This window comes from Streptomyces sp. RP5T (genome assembly GCF_003933965.1).
In the GTDB taxonomy this organism is placed as follows: Bacteria; Actinomycetota; Actinomycetes; order Streptomycetales; family Streptomycetaceae; genus Streptomyces.
Genome location: NZ_RSAJ01000032.1, coordinates 16035 through 31154 on the forward strand (window position 1 = coordinate 16035; position 15120 = coordinate 31154).

General features: G+C 71.7%; 17 protein-coding genes. 5 read left to right on the top strand and 12 right to left on the bottom strand.

The annotated features are described in order from the left end of the window. Positions 1-158: 158 nt before the first annotated feature. From ligA to EHS43_RS05895, 4 genes are all read right to left on the bottom strand, one after another. Positions 159-2351 carry an NAD-dependent DNA ligase LigA gene (ligA, locus tag EHS43_RS05880; RefSeq protein WP_125189463.1) on the bottom strand — a complete coding sequence of 731 codons (2193 nt, stop codon included), beginning with the start codon at positions 2349-2351 and terminating at the stop codon, positions 159-161. A gap of 15 nt (positions 2352-2366) precedes the next feature. Then, on the bottom strand, positions 2367-3368 hold the full coding sequence (locus tag EHS43_RS05885; protein WP_125189464.1) for a methionine synthase: 1002 nt from the start codon (positions 3366-3368) through the stop codon (positions 2367-2369). Positions 3369-3429: 61 nt separating this feature from the next. After that, positions 3430-4119, bottom strand: coding sequence for an SDR family oxidoreductase (locus tag EHS43_RS05890; protein WP_125189465.1), 690 nt, complete (start codon positions 4117-4119; stop codon positions 3430-3432). A gap of 23 nt (positions 4120-4142) precedes the next feature. Continuing rightward, a complete protein-coding gene (locus tag EHS43_RS05895; protein ID WP_125189466.1) occupies positions 4143-4682 on the bottom strand; it encodes a TIGR00730 family Rossman fold protein in 540 nt (179 codons plus the stop codon). 50 nt (positions 4683-4732) lie between these two features. Here EHS43_RS05895 and EHS43_RS05900 point away from each other — a divergent pair, with 50 nt between their 5' ends. Then, positions 4733-5056, top strand: coding sequence for a DUF427 domain-containing protein (locus EHS43_RS05900; RefSeq protein WP_125189467.1), 324 nt, complete (start codon positions 4733-4735; stop codon positions 5054-5056). Between the two features lie 37 nt (positions 5057-5093). Then, on the top strand, positions 5094-5876 hold the full coding sequence (locus EHS43_RS05905; RefSeq protein WP_125189468.1) for an alpha/beta fold hydrolase: 783 nt from the start codon (positions 5094-5096) through the stop codon (positions 5874-5876). Positions 5877-6055: 179 nt separating this feature from the next. Here EHS43_RS05905 and mnmA read toward each other — a convergent pair whose 3' ends face one another. Then, positions 6056-7180 carry a tRNA 2-thiouridine(34) synthase MnmA gene (mnmA, locus tag EHS43_RS05910; protein ID WP_125189469.1) on the bottom strand — a complete coding sequence of 375 codons (1125 nt, stop codon included), beginning with the start codon at positions 7178-7180 and terminating at the stop codon, positions 6056-6058. Between the two features lie 60 nt (positions 7181-7240). Between mnmA and EHS43_RS05915 the strand changes: the two genes are divergently transcribed. Further along, a complete protein-coding gene (locus EHS43_RS05915; protein ID WP_125189470.1) occupies positions 7241-7906 on the top strand; it encodes an N-acetylmuramoyl-L-alanine amidase in 666 nt (221 codons plus the stop codon). A 19-nt stretch (positions 7907-7925) separates the two neighbouring features. Here the strand turns inward: EHS43_RS05915 and EHS43_RS05920 are convergent, their stop codons facing one another. The 3 genes from EHS43_RS05920 to EHS43_RS46230 all read right to left on the bottom strand — a co-directional run bounded on the left by EHS43_RS05920 (position 7926) and on the right by EHS43_RS46230 (position 9628). After that, positions 7926-9095: a cysteine desulfurase family protein gene (locus tag EHS43_RS05920; RefSeq protein WP_125189471.1), complete on the bottom strand. Its 1170-nt coding sequence runs from the start codon at positions 9093-9095 to the stop codon at positions 7926-7928. Positions 9096-9161: 66 nt separating this feature from the next. Next, positions 9162-9428 (bottom strand): DUF4190 domain-containing protein, encoded by a 267-nt coding sequence (locus EHS43_RS05925; RefSeq protein ID WP_125189472.1) that lies wholly within the window; start codon positions 9426-9428, stop codon positions 9162-9164. A 35-nt stretch (positions 9429-9463) separates the two neighbouring features. Next, the gene (locus tag EHS43_RS46230) at positions 9464-9628 is read right to left on the bottom strand and encodes a hypothetical protein (RefSeq protein ID WP_185806126.1); all 165 of its coding nucleotides are present in this window, start codon (positions 9626-9628) and stop codon (positions 9464-9466) included. Between the two features lie 145 nt (positions 9629-9773). Here EHS43_RS46230 and EHS43_RS05930 point away from each other — a divergent pair, with 145 nt between their 5' ends. Then, the gene (locus EHS43_RS05930) at positions 9774-10400 is read left to right on the top strand and encodes a TetR family transcriptional regulator (protein WP_125189473.1); all 627 of its coding nucleotides are present in this window, start codon (positions 9774-9776) and stop codon (positions 10398-10400) included. A gap of 85 nt (positions 10401-10485) precedes the next feature. On the opposite strand, the gene EHS43_RS05935 is transcribed toward EHS43_RS05930, so the two are convergent. Further along, a complete protein-coding gene (locus EHS43_RS05935; RefSeq protein ID WP_125189474.1) occupies positions 10486-10869 on the bottom strand; it encodes a hypothetical protein in 384 nt (127 codons plus the stop codon). 131 nt (positions 10870-11000) lie between these two features. Further along, complete coding sequence (locus EHS43_RS05940) at positions 11001-11855, bottom strand: thioesterase family protein (RefSeq protein ID WP_125189475.1); 855 nt, start codon at positions 11853-11855, stop codon at positions 11001-11003. A gap of 145 nt (positions 11856-12000) precedes the next feature. Here EHS43_RS05940 and EHS43_RS05945 point away from each other — a divergent pair, with 145 nt between their 5' ends. Continuing rightward, positions 12001-13221 (top strand): esterase family protein, encoded by a 1221-nt coding sequence (locus EHS43_RS05945; protein ID WP_125189476.1) that lies wholly within the window; start codon positions 12001-12003, stop codon positions 13219-13221. Here EHS43_RS05945 and EHS43_RS05950 read toward each other — a convergent pair. Both EHS43_RS05950 and EHS43_RS05955 read right to left on the bottom strand, forming a co-directional pair. Further along, positions 13130-13786 carry a trimeric intracellular cation channel family protein gene (locus EHS43_RS05950; RefSeq protein WP_125189477.1) on the bottom strand — a complete coding sequence of 219 codons (657 nt, stop codon included), beginning with the start codon at positions 13784-13786 and terminating at the stop codon, positions 13130-13132. The two genes, EHS43_RS05945 and EHS43_RS05950, sit on opposite strands and share 92 nt — an antisense overlap. Positions 13787-13805: 19 nt before the next feature. After that, positions 13806-15120 (bottom strand): M1 family metallopeptidase (locus EHS43_RS05955; protein ID WP_148104021.1); only part of this gene is annotated, 1315 nt, incomplete at its 5' end.

Below are 15120 nucleotides of genomic sequence, written 5' to 3' on the forward strand. Positions count from 1 at the left end.
TGCCCCGGCCGCAGCTGGGCACGGCAGGCGCACATCTCAACAGTAGGCCGCAGAAGGCTTCCACGGGCAGCGGTCGTCGACGGTTGCCCGAATGCGCCCCGGCCACCCGTATGCATCTGGTATGCGCCGATCGGGTGGCCTTCAACCGTGGCCGTCGGCTACTCCTCGGTGGGAAGTGCCACATCGGAGGCCGCTTCGGGGCCCTGTTCCAACAGGACGTCGAAGCCGTCCTCGTTCAGAACGGGCACCTTGAGTTGCATCGCCTTGTCGTACTTGGAGCCCGGATTGTCACCCACGACAACGAAAGACGTCTTCTTCGAAACCGAACCGGTCACTTTCGCCCCTCTGGACTGCAGGGCCTCCTTGGCCCCGTCCCGGGTGAAGCGCTCCAGGGTGCCGGTGACGACGACGGTGAGCCCTTCCAGGGGACGCGGCCCCTCGTCCTCGCCGGAGCCCTCCTCCTCCATGCGCACGCCCGCGGCCTTCCACTTGCGCAGGATCTCCTGGTGCCACTCCTCCGCGAACCACTCCTTGAGGGACCTCGCGATGATGGAGCCGACGCCGTCGGTGTTCGCCAGCTCCTCCTCGCTCGCCTGCTCGATACGGTCGATGGAACGGAAGTTGCGGGCCAGCGCCTCGGCGGCGACCGGGCCGACATGGCGGATCGACAGCCCGGTCAGGACCCGGGCGAGCGGGCGCTCCTTGGCTGCCGCGATGTTCTCCAGCATGGCCACCGCGTTCTTCTTCGGCTCGCCCTGCTGGTTGGCGAAGACGGTGGCGACCTTCTCCTCACCGGTCTTCGGGTCGCGCTTGGGCAGACCGCTGTCCTGGTCGAGGACGTACGCCTTGATGGGCAGCAGCTGCTCGATGGTGAGGTCGAACAGGTCACCCTCGTCCGCCAGCGGGGGCTGCGCCGGCTCCAGCGGCCGGGTGAGGGCCGCGGCGGCCACGTACCCGAAGTGCTCGATGTCCAGCGCCTTGCGGCCCGCGAGATAGAACAGGCGCTCGCGCAGCTGGGCGGGGCAGGTGCGGGCGTTGGGGCAGCGCAGGTCGACGTCGCCCTCCTTCATGGGCCGCAGGGCCGTACCGCACTCGGGGCACTCGCTCGGCATCACGAACTCGCGCTCGCTGCCGTCGCGCAGGTCGACCACCGGGCCGAGGATCTCGGGGATGACGTCACCGGCCTTGCGCAGCACCACGGTGTCGCCGATGAGGACGCCCTTCAGCTTGACGACGTCCTGGTTGTGCAGGGTGGCGAACTCGACCTCGGAGCCGGCCACCGTCACGGGCTCCACCTGGGCGTACGGCGTGACGCGGCCGGTACGGCCCACACCCACGCGGATGTTGACGAGCTTGGTGTTGACCTCCTCGGGCGCGTACTTGTACGCGATCGCCCAGCGCGGGGCGCGGGAGGTGGAGCCGAGCCGGCCCTGGAGGGGGATCTCGTCGAGCTTGACGACCGCACCGTCGATCTCGTGCTCCACGGAGTGGCGGTTCTCGCCGAAATAGGCGATGAACTCCCGCACTCCGTCGAGGCCGTCGACCACCTTGTTGTACTTGGCGGTGGGCAGGCCCCAGGACTTGAGGAGGTCGTAGCCCTGGGAGAGGCGGGTCATGCCCTCGAAGCCCTCCAGGGCGCCGATGCCGTGCACGACCATGTGCAGGGGGCGGGTGGCGGTGACGCGGGGGTCCTTCTGGCGCAGTGAACCGGCCGCCGCGTTGCGCGGGTTGGCGAAGGGCTTGTCACCGGCCTCGACCAGACGGGCGTTGAGCTCCTCGAACTTCTCCATCGGGAAGTAGACCTCGCCGCGGATCTCCACGAGGTCGGGCACCCTGTCCCCGGTGAGGCGGTCGGGGATGTCGGTGATGGTGCGGACGTTGGGCGTGATGTCCTCGCCGGTGCGGCCGTCGCCGCGGGTCGCCGCGCGGGTGAGGCGGCCGTGCTCGTAGGTGAGGTTGACGGCGAGGCCGTCGACCTTCAGCTCGCACAGCAGGTGGTAGTCGGTGGTGCCGACGTCCTTGGCCACCCGCTCCGCCCAGGCCGCCAGCTCCTCGTCGCTGAACGCGTTGTCCAGGGAGAGCATGCGGGAGCGGTGCTGGACGGACGTGAACTCGGTCTCGTACGCCCCCGCGACCTTCTGGGTCGGCGAGTCGGGGGTGCGCAGCTCGGGGTACTCCTCCTCCAGCGCCTCCAGGGAGCGCAGGAGCCTGTCGAAGTCGGCGTCGCTGATGACCGGCGCGTCGTTCACGTAGTACCGGAAGCGGTGCTCCTCGATCTGCTCAGCGAGCTGCGCGTGCTTCTCCCGTGCCTCCGAGGGCACCGTCGTCTCCGCTTGCCTGTCGCCGGCCACCGTGTTGTCCTCCCGTTACTCTGGGTTGTCCGCGAGGGATCTCGCCGCCTGGACGCAGTGGGCGAGCGCCCTGCGCGCGTACTCGGGGGAGGCCCCGGCGAGTCCGCACGACGGAGTCAGCGTGACCGCCTCCGCGAGAAGTCCCGGATGCAGCCCCAGCCTGCGCCACAGCGTCCTGACACCCATGACGCTACCGGCAGGGTCTGACAATGCCGTGTCCGTGCCCGGCACGACACCGGCGAACAGCCTCGTGCCCCCTTCCACCGCCTCGCCGATCGCGTCGTCGTCACGCTCGGTGAGGAGCGAGAAGTCGAAGGAGACCGCCGCCGCGCCCGCCCTCCGCAGCAGGGCGAAGGGGACGTCCGGCGCGCACGAGTGGACCACGACGGGCCCGTCCGCGTGAACCCCGACGACATCGCGCAGGCCGGCCTCGACGACCTGCCGGTCCACGGCCCGGTGGGTCCGGTATCCGCTGGCGGACCTCACGTGTCCCCGCAGGACGGCGATGAGGGAGGGCTCGTCGAGCTGCAGCACGATCCGCGCGCCGGGGACACGCTTGCGGACCTCCTCCAGGTGCAGCCGCAGCCCCTCGGCGAGCGAGGCGGCCAGGTCCCGGCACGCGCCGGGGTCGGACAGGGCCACCTCGCCGTTGCGCAGCTCCAGTGCGGCGGCGAGCGTCCAGGGCCCGACGGCCTGCACCTTCAGCTGCCCCTCGTACCCCTGGGTGAACTCCTCCAGCGCGTCGAGGTCCTCCCCCAGCCAGGACCGGGCCCGCTTGGTGTCGCGGCCCGGCCGGTCCCCGATCCGCCAACCGCTGGGCTCCACGCGCGCGTACAGCTCGACGAGCATGCCGGCGGTCCGGCCGATCATGTCGGCGCCGGGGCCGCGGGCGGGCAGTTCGGGCAGGAAGGGGAAGTCCTCGAAGGAGCCGGTGGCGGTCCTGGCGGCCTCACGGGCGTCGCCGCCGGGGAGGGAGCCGATGCCGGTGGCGGGGGCGAAGCGGATGTCTGCGGTCACGTGTGAAGCCTACGTAGGTGACCGCGGGAGGTTCGCGCCCCCGCCCGGCGACCAGGACGCGTCAGCGGCCCGGGCGGACCGTCAGGTCGTTGATCTCCGCGTCGCGCGGGAGGTCGATCGCCGTCAGGATCGCCGTGGCGACCGACTCGGGGTCGATCCAGCGCGAGGCGTCGTACTCCTTGCCCTCCTGCTGGTGGACCTTCGCCTGCATGGGGCTGGCGGTGCGGCCGGGGTAGACCGAGGTGACGCGGACGCCGTTGCCGTGCTCCTCGTGGCGCAGGGAGTCCGCGAGGGCCTTCAGGCCGTGCTTGGAGGCCGCGTAGGCGGACCAGTCGGCGTACGCGTTGAGGCCCGCGCCCGAGTTCACGAACACCACATGGCCCCGGGCCGCCCGCAGTTGGGGCAGGAAGTGGCGGGTCAGCTCGGCCGGGGCGATCAGGTTGACGTTCAGCTGGTGGCGCCAGGTCTTCGGGGTCAGGTCGCCGACCGGGCCGAGGTCGACCACGCCCGCGACGTGCAGCAGCGAGTCCACCCGGTCCGGCAGCGACTGGTGCGAGAAGGCCCAGCTCAGCTTGTCGGGGTCGGCCAGGTCCCCGACCAGGGTCCGCGCCCCGGGGAACTCGGCCGCGAGCTCCTTCGCACGGCCCGCGTCACGCGCGTGCAGCACGAGTTCGTCCCCGCGCGCGTGCAGCCGACGGGCCACCGCCGCGCCGATGCCGGAGCCCGCTCCGGTGATCACATGTGTAGCCATGCCGCCATGCTCGCACCAGGCCGTCACGGCGTGCCGAGCGACTCCTCCAGGTACGCGAGCGCCCCCACCGGGTCCTCCGCGAAGAACACCAGGTCGGTGAGCGGGCGGGGCAGGAAGCCTTCGTCCTCCATGCGCCGGAACTGCTGCTTCAGCCCGTCGTAGAAGCCCGCCGTGTTGAGCAGGACGACCGGCTTCTCGGTGTGCCCGTGCTTCTTCAGCTCCAGGATCTCGGTCGCCTCGTCGAGGGTGCCCGTGCCCCCCACCATGATCACCACCGCGTCGGCCTTCTCCAGGAGCAGCCTCTTGCGCTCGGCGAGATCCTTGGTGATCACCATTTCGTCGACGCCCGGACGGACCTTCGCGGACAGGAACTCCACGGAGACCCCGACGAGCCGGCCGCCCGCCTCGTGCACGCCGTCCGCGACGACCTTCATCAGGCCCACGTCCGAACCGCCCCACACCAGGGTGTGCCCGCCCTTGCCCAGCAGCTTCGCGAACTCCCGCGCGGGGCGCGTGTAACGGTCGTCGAGGTCGGCGGCGGAGAGGAAGACGCAGATTCGCATGAGGTCACCGTACGCGGGAAGAACCGGGGGCCGGCGAGCGCTTCTCCGGTATGGCCGAAGGACACACGATCACCATCGAGCAAGCCGACCAGCACGTGCGCGTGGTGCACGGCGACCAGGTCCTCGCGGAGAGTTCACGCCCCCTGGTCCTCAGGGAGACGGGCTGTCCCCCGCGCTTCTACCTCCCCGCCGAGGACGTACGACTCGACCTGCTGGCCCCCTCCGACACCCACACCTACTGCCCGTTCAAGGGAACCGCGTCCTACTGGTCGCTGCCGGACGCGCCCGACCTGGTGTGGTCGTATCCCGAGCCCAAGCCCGCCGTCGCCGAGATCAAGGACCACCTCTGTTTCTACGAGGTCGACGTGTCCTGACCGATGACTCGTGCCGGGTGCGGCAGTCTCCTCAGGCATGGACAAGAAGACCCTCTCGCGCGACGGCACACCGATCGCGTACGCACGCACCGGGCAGGGCCCGGCGGTCATCCTCGTCAGCGGCGCGATGTCCACGGGCGGCACGGTCGCGCCCCTGGCCGTGCCGCTGTCCGAGCGGTTCGACGTCCTCGTGTACGACCGCCGGGGCCGCGGCGCGAGCGGCGACACGGCCCCCTACGCGGTGGCCCGTGAGGTGGAGGACCTCGCCGCGCTCATCGAGACCGCGGGCGGCGAGGCGAGCCTGTGCGGGATCTCCTCCGGCGGCGCGCTGGTCCTGGAGGCGGCGGCGAGCGGGCTGCCGGTGCGCCGGGCCGCCGTGTACGAGACGCCGTACGCGGATTTCCTGGAGGGCGGCGCGGAGCAGAACGCCGAGTACACCGAGCAGTTGACGGCCGCGCTCGACGAGGGCCGGCGCGGGGACGCGGTGGAGCTGTTCCTGCGCCTCACCGGCATGGGCGAGCAGACGATCCAGGGCGCCCGCCAGTCCCCCATGTGGTCCGGCATGGAGGCGGTCGCCCCGACGCTCGCCTACGACAACGCGGTCATGGCCGGCGGTCTGGTCCCCCGCGACCGGCTGGCGTCGGTCACGGTCCCGGTGCTGGCGGTGGCGGGCGGCGCGAGCCCGGCGTGGATGCGTGAGGGCACCAGGGCGGTCGCGGAGGCGGTCCCGGAGGGCTCGTACCGCGTCCTGGAGGGCCAGACCCACATGGTGGACCCGACGGCCCTGGCGCCGGTCCTGGCGGAGTTCCTCGCGGAGTGAGGGCCGCGGGCGCGCGGACCCGGGGGTTCGCGCCTGCGGCTCGACGGCCACCGGGGACACGCGGGCCGTGGACGTGACGTGGCACGCGGGCGTCCGGCCACGCCCCCGGTGTTCGGCCGCACACGCACGCGTGCTCAGGACGTCACGCTCGGACGCTGCTCGCGTCCAGGGACCGTCCCTCAGGCCACGCCCGCCGCCGCCCGGACCGTGGTCGCGATCGTCGCCGAACCCACCACGCGCGTGTCGTCGTACAGCACGATCGCCTGGCCGGGGGCCACCCCGCGCACCGGCTCGGCGAAGGACACCCGCAGCTCCCCGTCCACCAGCTCGGCGGTGACCTCGGTCTCGCCGCCGTGGGCGCGGAGCTGGGCGGTGTAGGTGCCGGGGCCGGCCGGGGCCGTGCCGCACCAGCGGGGCCTGATCGCGCTCAGGGCGGTCACGTCCAGGGCGGCCGCCGGGCCGACCGTGACCGTGTTGTTCACCGGCGAGATGTCGAGGACGTAGCGCGGCTTGCCGTCGGCGGCCGGGGTGCCGATGCGCAGACCCTTGCGCTGGCCGATGGTGAAGCCGTAGGCGCCCTCGTGGGTGCCGACCTTGGCGCCCGACTCGTCGACGATGTCGCCCTCCGCCCTGCCGAGGCGGGAGGCGAGGAAGCCCTGGGTGTCGCCGTCGGCGATGAAGCAGATGTCGTGCGAGTCGGGCTTCTTGGCGACCGCGAGGCCCCGCCGCTCGGCCTCGGCGCGGATCTCGTCCTTGGTGGTGACGGTGTCGCCGAGCGGGAACAGGGCGTGCGCCAGCTGCTTCTCGTCCAGCACGCCGAGGACGTACGACTGGTCCTTGGCCATGTCGGAGGCGCGGTGCAGCTCGCGGGAGCCGTCGGCGAGGGTGACCACCTTCGCGTAGTGGCCGGTGCACACCGCGTCGAAGCCCAGCGCGAGCGCCTTGTCGAGGAGCGCGGCGAACTTGATCTTCTCGTTGCAGCGCAGGCAGGGGTTGGGGGTGCGGCCGGCCTCGTACTCGGCGACGAAGTCCTCGACGACGTCCTCGCGGAAGCGGTCGGCGAGGTCCCAGACGTAGAACGGGATGCCGATCACGTCGGCGGCGCGGCGGGCGTCGCGGGAGTCCTCGATCGTGCAACAGCCACGCGCGCCCGTGCGGAACGATTGCGGGTTCGCGGAGAGCGCGAGGTGGACGCCGGTAACGTCGTGGCCGGCTTCGGCGGCACGGGCGGCGGCGACGGCGGAGTCCACTCCTCCGGACATGGCGGCGAGAACGCGAAGGGGGCGCTGCGTGGTGTCAGTCATAACCCTTCAAGAGTACGGGGACGCGGGAACCGGGGCCGCCGGGTATCCGTTGACGATCACATGGGGGCGACAGAGGGTTCCAGGGACACCGACCGGCGCATCGGCCGCCGGGCCCTGCTCATCGGCGGGACGGCGGCCGCGGTGGGCTCCGCCGTGCTGGCCCGTGACGAGCTGGCGCGGCTGTGGTGGCGGGCGCCGGGGGTGGAGAAGCCGCGGGTCGAGGGCGCGGTCGACTTCGGCGGCGCGCAGTGGGTGGCGGCCTCCGACGCCAACTGGCGGCGCGCGGACCGGCCCGACGACTACGGCATAGACATGGTGGTCATCCATGTCACCCAGGGCAGTTTCGCCAGTGCGCTGAAGGTGTTCCAGGACCCGGGGCACGGGGCGGCCGCGCACTACGTCGTCCGCAAGGACGGGCACATCACACAGATGATCCGCGAGCTGGACGTGGCGTTCCACGCGGGCAACCGCTCCTACAACGAACGCAGTGTGGGCATCGAGCACGAGGGATTCGTCGACCGGCCCGAGGACTTCACGGACGCGATGTACGCGGCCTCGGCCCGGCTCACGGCCCGGATATGCGCGCGCTACGGCATACCCGTCGACCGCGAGCACGTCATCGGCCATGTGGAGGTGCCGGGGACCGACCACACCGACCCGGGCGAACACTGGGACTGGGACCGGTACATGGAGCTGGTGCGGCAGGCGCGGAGCGCGTCCGCGTAGGTGTCCTGCGGGGGGAGCGCTACGTCAGTCCCGCCGCGCGGGCCCGTTCCACCACCGGGCCGATGGCCTTGGCGACCGCCTCGACGTCCGCCTCGGTGGAGGTGTGGCCGAGGGAGAAGCGCAGGGTGCCGCGGGCCAGTTCGGGGTCGGTGCCGGTGGCCAGCAGGACGTGGCTGGGCTGGGCGACGCCCGCGGTGCAGGCGGAGCCGGTGGAGCACTCGATGCCCTGCGCGTCCAGGAGCAGGAGCAGGGAGTCGCCCTCGCAGCCGGGGAAGGTGAAGTGGGCGTTGGCCGGAAGGCGGCCGCCCGGTGCCGGGTCGCCGCCGAGGATGGCGTCCGGGACCGCCGTGCGGACCGCCTCGACCAGGGCGTCGCGCAGGGTGCCGATCTCCGTGGCGAACCACGCGCGCTGTTCGGCGGCGAGGCGGCCGGCCACCGCGAAGGAGGCGATGGCGGGGACGTCGAGGGTGCCGGAGCGGACGTGGCGCTCCTGGCCGCCGCCGTGCAGGACGGGGACGGGGGTCCACTCACGGCCGAGGACGAGCGCGCCGATGCCGTACGGGCCGCCGATCTTGTGGCCCGAGACCGTCATGGCGGCGAGGCCGGAGGCGGCGAAGTCGACGGGTACCTGGCCGAAGGCCTGCACCGCGTCGGCGTGCATCGGGACGCCGAACTCGGCGGCTACGTCGGCTAGTTCGCGGACCGGCAGGATGGTGCCGATCTCGTTGTTGGCCCACATGACCGTGGCCAGGGCGACGTCCTCGGGGCGTCGGGCGATGGCCTCGCGCAGGGCGTCGGGGTGGACCCGGCCGTATGTGTCGACGGGGAGGTACTCGACGGTGGCGCCCTCGTGTTCGCCGAGCCAGTGGACGGCGTCGAGGACGGCGTGGTGCTCGACGGGGCTGGCGAGGACCCGGGTCCTTGCGGGGTCCGCGTCGCGCCGGGACCAGTACAGGCCCTTTACGGCGAGGTTGTCAGCCTCCGTGCCGCCGGAGGTGAAGACGATCTCGCTGGGCCGGGCGCCGAGCGCCTCCGCGAGGGTCTCGCGGGATTCCTCGACCGTACGGCGGGCCGCGCGGCCGGAGGCGTGCAGGGAGGAGGCGTTGCCGGTGGCGCCGAGGTGCGCGGTGAGTGCCTCGACCGCCTCGGGAAGCATCGGGGTGGTCGCGGCGTGGTCGAGGTATGCCATGGTGACGCCGATTCTACGGGTCGCGGACGGGCGACCTCAGGCCAGGACCGGCCGCGGCGGGCGCCCTCAGAAACTCCAGGACGGCGTGCTGTCCAGCTGCATGAAGGCCACCAGGACCAGCAGGTCGGCCACGCCGAGGCCGAGGCCCAGGTAGGCGCGGCCGCGGCGGGCGGTGCCGCGCCACAGGGCCACCGAGGCCAGCACGATGGCGATCGGGCCGAGGAAGACGTTGAGGACGAGCAGGCCGACGAGGCCGAGGATGAAGGAGGCCACGGCCATGCCGTCGGCGTCACGGGCGCCGGTTCGCTGGGTGGCCTGCGCGGTGAGCTGCATGGTGATCAGTGCTCCTGGGGACGGGGGGGCGTGGGTCAGTGGGACGGCGTGCGGCGGCGGGCGTGGCGCTCGCGGAGCGCGAAGATGCCCAGCCAGGCGGCGATCACGACGGCGGTGACGGCGGTGAAGGTGAACGGCGCGTGGGCGACGGTGCCCAGGACGACGCCGAGCAGCATGAGTGCGGCGACGAGGAACAGCATGGGACGGATCCCCCTCCGATTCGGCTGTCGCTGTGTGGGTCGTTACGTTTGGGTGAACAGTTGTGGTTACAGTTGTTCACTGACTCCAGAGTCTAGCGTGCCCCACGGCTTTCCAATTACAGAGAACAGTTGTTAACTGGATGACATGAGTCACACCCTCGGTATTCGGCAGGCACAGAAGCAGAAGACCCGACAGGCCCTCCTGGACGCGGCGTTGGCCCTGCTGGAGGAGCAGAGCCTCAGCAGCCTGGGCCTGCGCGAGGTCACGCGTGCCGTCGGCGTCGCGCCGACCGCCTTCTACCGGCACTTCCGCTCCACCGCGGATCTCGGTGTGGCCCTGGTCGAGGAGGCGTTGGGCAGCCTGCACCCGATGATCCGGACGACGGTGTCCACGGCCGACGACCACGGTCAACGCATCCAGCGCGCCATCGAGTTGATCGCCGGTCATGTCAACGCGTACCCCGCACACGTCCGCTTCATCGCCCGGGAACGACATGGCGGGGTCCAGCCGGTCCGCGAGGCCATCCGGGACCAACTGGCCCGCTTCGGGCAGGAGGTGAAGGACGAGCTCGCCAAGGACCCGGTGTCCGGCGGCTGGAGCGACGACGACCTGCTGATGCTGGCCAACCTCTACGTCGACCAGATGCTCATCACGGCCTCGCTCTTCCTGGAGGCCCTGGAGGCGCCCCCGGAGGAACGGGAGCGGGTCTGCCAGGTGGCGGAGCGCCAGCTGCGGCTGATCAGCATCGGCCGCGAGCACTGGCTGGATTAGAGCCTCGTACGGCAGGGGCAACGCACAGGGGCGGCACCCCCGTTCACCGGGAGTGCCGCCCCTGCCGTACGGCGTCCTGCGCGGGTCAGCTCTTCGTCGCCGCCGCGCTCGGGGCCCCGCTGGGCGCTCCGCTCGGGGCCGCGCCGTCACCGGGGCCACCGCAGCCGCCCATCCCGCCGCCGGGGCCGCCCTGACCACCGCCGGGACCGCCGCTCGGCATGCCTGACGGGTTTCCGGACGGGTTGCCGCTGGGCGCGCCCGACGGCCGCGCGCTCGGGTTGCCGGTGGGGGCACCCGAGGGGGCCCCGCCGGGCATGCCGGACGCGTCACCGGTGGGGGCCTGACAGTTCTGCCCGCCCGGGTCGCCGCTGCCGGAGGTCGACGAGGAGTCGCCCGAGCCGCAGGCCGCCAGGGCGAGGGGCGAGAGCGCCAGCAGGGCCACGGCGGGGAGGAGACGCACACGCTTCATGAGAGACAGCTCCAGGGAGGGTGAGGAAGTCCTGAGGCCGGGACTCTCGCAACACCTCCTGAGCCTTCCTTGGGCCCGGCCTGTCCGCCGCCTGTGCGGGAGGCAAAGCGCGGCCAAAGCCCTCCGGCAACTCAGCCCAGCCGCACCCTTGCCAGCTGCCTCGACTGGGCGACCAGCCGGTCCTCGGTGTCCCAGACCTCGGCGTCCTCCTCCAGGAAGCCGCCGGCGAGGTTGCGGGTGGTGATGGAGACGCGCAGGGGGCCCGGGGCCGGGCGGCACCGCACGTGCACGGTGAGCTCGACCGTCGGGACCCAGCCCTTGAGGCCGATCTCGAAGGCCGTGGGCGGGAGCGCGTCCACGGCGAGGAGCAGCGAGAGGGGGTCGGCGTCGCGGCCGTCGGCGAGCCCGAACCAGGACCGCATCTCGCCCTTGCCGGACGGCGCGCCGAGCGCCCAGCCCAGCGTCGAGGGGTCCAGCTTGAGCATCAGCCGCTCGGTGATGGCGGAGCTGCCGTCGACCGGGGCCGGGCCGTCCTCGGGACCGAAGCACTGGTCCATCGGCGGGAACACGGGCGGCTTCGCCGTCGTACGGACGTCGTCGGGAAGGGCGCCCAGGTCGCCGTACGAGGCGAGGACGCGGATGCGTTCGATCTCCTCGCCCCGGTCGTCGTACTGGAAGAGCGAGGCCTGGCCGGTGGAGAGGGTGCGGCCGGTGCGGACCACGTCCGTGCGGATCACCGCGGGTCCGGGCTGGGACGCGGTCAGGTAGTGCGCGGAGATGGTGAACGGGTCGGCGTGCGGCAGGGCGTCCGCGAGGGCGCGGCCCAGGACGGCCAGGAGGTAGCCGCCGTTGACGGCGCTGATGATCGTCCAGCCCGCGGAGAGGTCGATGTCGTAGACGCCGGGCGCGCGGCGGGTGACCGCGGTGTCCCGGTCGAACTCGCTGTCGCCGATCGTGGCCCGCGTGGCGGAGGCTGCTTCTGGCATGCCTGAACGGTACAACAACCAACTACTAAGCGGTAGCTTTCCTTCTTTCCCGTGCCGGTCCGCCCAGGTGAGACGCGCGTTATTTCTCGGTAAGTGTCCGTACTCGTCCGTGAACCGCCGTCCGGAACCGGCCCTCTACAGGGACATGAGCCTCACCGGGACCGCGTTCCTCTACACGCTGATCGTGCTGTCCGTCGTCGCCGTCGTGCTGCCGCTGGCCCTGTGGTCGCGGCTGCGGGGACCCCGGATCGCCCGCGCCGTCGCCCGCGTGGTGATGGTGCTGTTCGCCCAGGGCACGGCCGTCGCCCTCGTCTTCGTGCTGGTCAACAACCAGAACAACCTGTACGACAACTGGGCCGACCTGCTCGGCACCGGCGACCACGTCCAGCAGGCCGCGAACCTGGGCGCCGACGGCACCGGCGGGATCGCGCTGAAACGGTTGCCCAGGGTCCGGCAGCACTTCACCGGCGCCTCCGGCCCCGGCATGAACGGCGTGCGGGTCACCCAGCTCAAGGGCCGGGTCTCGGGAGTGGACGCCGAGGTCTACGTCTGGCTGCCCCCGCAGTACCGCGAGCCCGCCTACCGGCACCACAGGTTCCCCGTGGTGGAACTGCTGTCGGGCTATCCGGGCTCGGCGAAGGCCTGGTTCGGGTCGCTGCACGCGGTCGCCCAGCTCCAGCCGCTGATGCGCGACGGCAGGGTGGCGCCGTTCATCCTGGTCGCCCCGCGCATGAACCTGCTGGCCGGGGTCGACACCGGGTGCGCCAACATCACCGGCACCGTCAACGCCGACACCTGGCTCAGCGTGGACGTGCCGAAGATGGTCACCGACAACTTCCGCGCCCGGTACGGGCCGGCCGGCTGGGCGGTGGCCGGGTACTCGGCCGGCGGGCACTGCGCGACGAAGCTCGCCGTCGCGCACCCCGACCGCTACCGGGCCGCGGTCAGCATGTCCGGCTACAACGACCCGATCGGCGAACGCAACTCGCTGGCCGCCGAGACCCCCGCCCTGCGCCGGGCCAACAACCCCTACCTGCTGCTGCGCGAGGCCCGCACCCCGCCCGCGATCGCGCTCTACCAGTCCGGCCAGCCGGGCGACGGCTACGAGGCGGCGATGGGCCTCGAACAGGTCGCGAAGGCACCGACGACCGTGCACGTGGTCTACATCCCGAAGAGCGCGGGCGGCCACAACATGGCGCTGTGGAAGCCGCAGGTGGTCCCCGCCTTCCACTGGTTGACCGAGGAGATGGGGCTGCTGCACGGCCGGACGGGCGCTACTCCTCACGCACGGTCGACCGGCGGTTCCAGGCCCGCGGCGCTCGCCAGTGGAACCGCATCGCGAGCAGGCGCAGTACGAAGGCGGTGAGGGCCGCGAGGCCGCTGGTGAACGGCGTGAGGGCGTCGTAGCGGATGCACAGGGCGACCAGGGTGGCGCCGACGATCGCTGGGACCGCGTACAGGTCGCGGTCCCAGCGCAGCAGGGACGGCACCTCGTTGGCGAGCACGTCACGGAGCACACCGCCGCCGACCGCGGTGGCGAGGCCGAGGGTCGCGGACTGGGTGAGGCCGAGCCCGTACTCGTACGCCTTGGTCGTCCCGGCGACGCAGAACAGGCCGAGGCCGGCCGCGTCGAAGACGTTCACGCCGGCCTGGATGCGCTCCACGTGCGGGTGCAGGAAGAAGACCAGGAGGGCGGCGAGCAGGGGGGTGAGGAAGTAGCCCAGGTCCGTGAAGGCGGCGGGCGGTACCGCCCCGATGATCAGGTCCCGGAAGAGCCCTCCGCCCAGCGCGGTGACCTCGGCGAGGACGGCGATGCCGAAGACGTCGAAGTTCTTGCGGACGGCCAGCAGCGCGCCGGAGATCGCGAACACGAAGATGCCGACGAGGTCGAGCGTGTGCTGGACGGAGGGGGTGAACAGTTGCTGGAGCACACCGTATTCTCGCGCAGGGCTACGGCAGGGCGGGCTTGCCCGTCGTGAAGAGCCAGGTGCGGAACAGGTCGTCCAGCTGCTGCCCGCTGGTCTTCTCGGCGAGGCGGATGAATTCGGCGGTGTTCGCGTTGCCGTAGCGGTGGAGTTTCGTCCAGGCCGGCAGCAGCCTGAAGAACGCCCTGTCGCCGATCCGCTCGCGCAGCACCTGGAGGGTCATCGCGCCGCGCTGGTAGACCGCGGAGGCGAACATCGTGTCGCGCTGCGGGTCGCCGACGGTGATCTGCCAGAACGGGTTGTCGGCGGGGCGGGCGTCGTAGCCGGCGAGGAAGGAGTCGTGGGCGCTGCGGGTGCCCTTGTGCTCCGCCCACAGCCACTGGGCGTAGGTGGCGAAGCCCTCGTTGAGCCAGATGTCCTTCCAGCGCTCGACGGAGACGGAGTCGCCGAACCACTGGTGGGCCAGCTCGTGCACGATCGTCGTCTCGTTGCGCACCGCCGAGTAGACCGGCTTGGACTGCACCTCCAGCGAGAACCCGGCCTGCGGCATGTCGTCGACGATCGCGCCGGTCTCCTCGAAGGGATAGGGCCCGAAGACCTCGGACCAGTAGTCCGTGGCCTCGGCGGTGACGCCGTACACGTCGACGTTGTTGCTGTTCACGAGCACCGGGTCGATGGCGGTGTAGATGGGGATGCCGCCGGGGGTCCTCCCGGTGCGGACGTCGAACTTCCCGATGGTGGCGGTCGCGAGGTAGGTCGCCATCGGCTTCGTCTCACGCCAGTCAGTGTACGTCGAGCCGCCCTTGTCGTACGTCGACACGAGCCGGCCGTTGGAGACCGCGGTCAGGCCCTTCGGGGCCCTGATGCGGATGTCGTAGGTGGCCTTGTCGTCGGGGTGGTCGCTGGACGGGAACCAGGTGGAGGCGGCGTTGGGTTCGCAGGCGACGAAGACCCCGTCGGGGGTCTTCATCCAGCCGTAGTCGGAGCCGAAGACGATGGGGCCGCTGAGAGGTTCCGGGACCCCGCCGTAGGTGACGGCGACGGTGAAGTCCCTGTTCTTGCGCAGGAACTGGCGCGGGGTGATGCGGATCTCGTCGCCGTCGCGCGTGAACCTCGCCCGCCTGCCGTCGACTTCGACCCGGGTGACCTGGAGCTTCTGGAGGTCCAGGTCGAAGGACGCGAGGTTCTGGGTGGCGCGGGCGGTGAGTGTCGTACGGCCGTCCAGACGGTCGGTGTCCGGGTTGTACGCCACGTCGAGGGTGTAGTGGCGGGCGTCGAAGCCGCCGTTGCCGAGGAGCGGGAAGTAGGGGTCGCCGATGCCGGGGGCGCCGGAGGCGGGG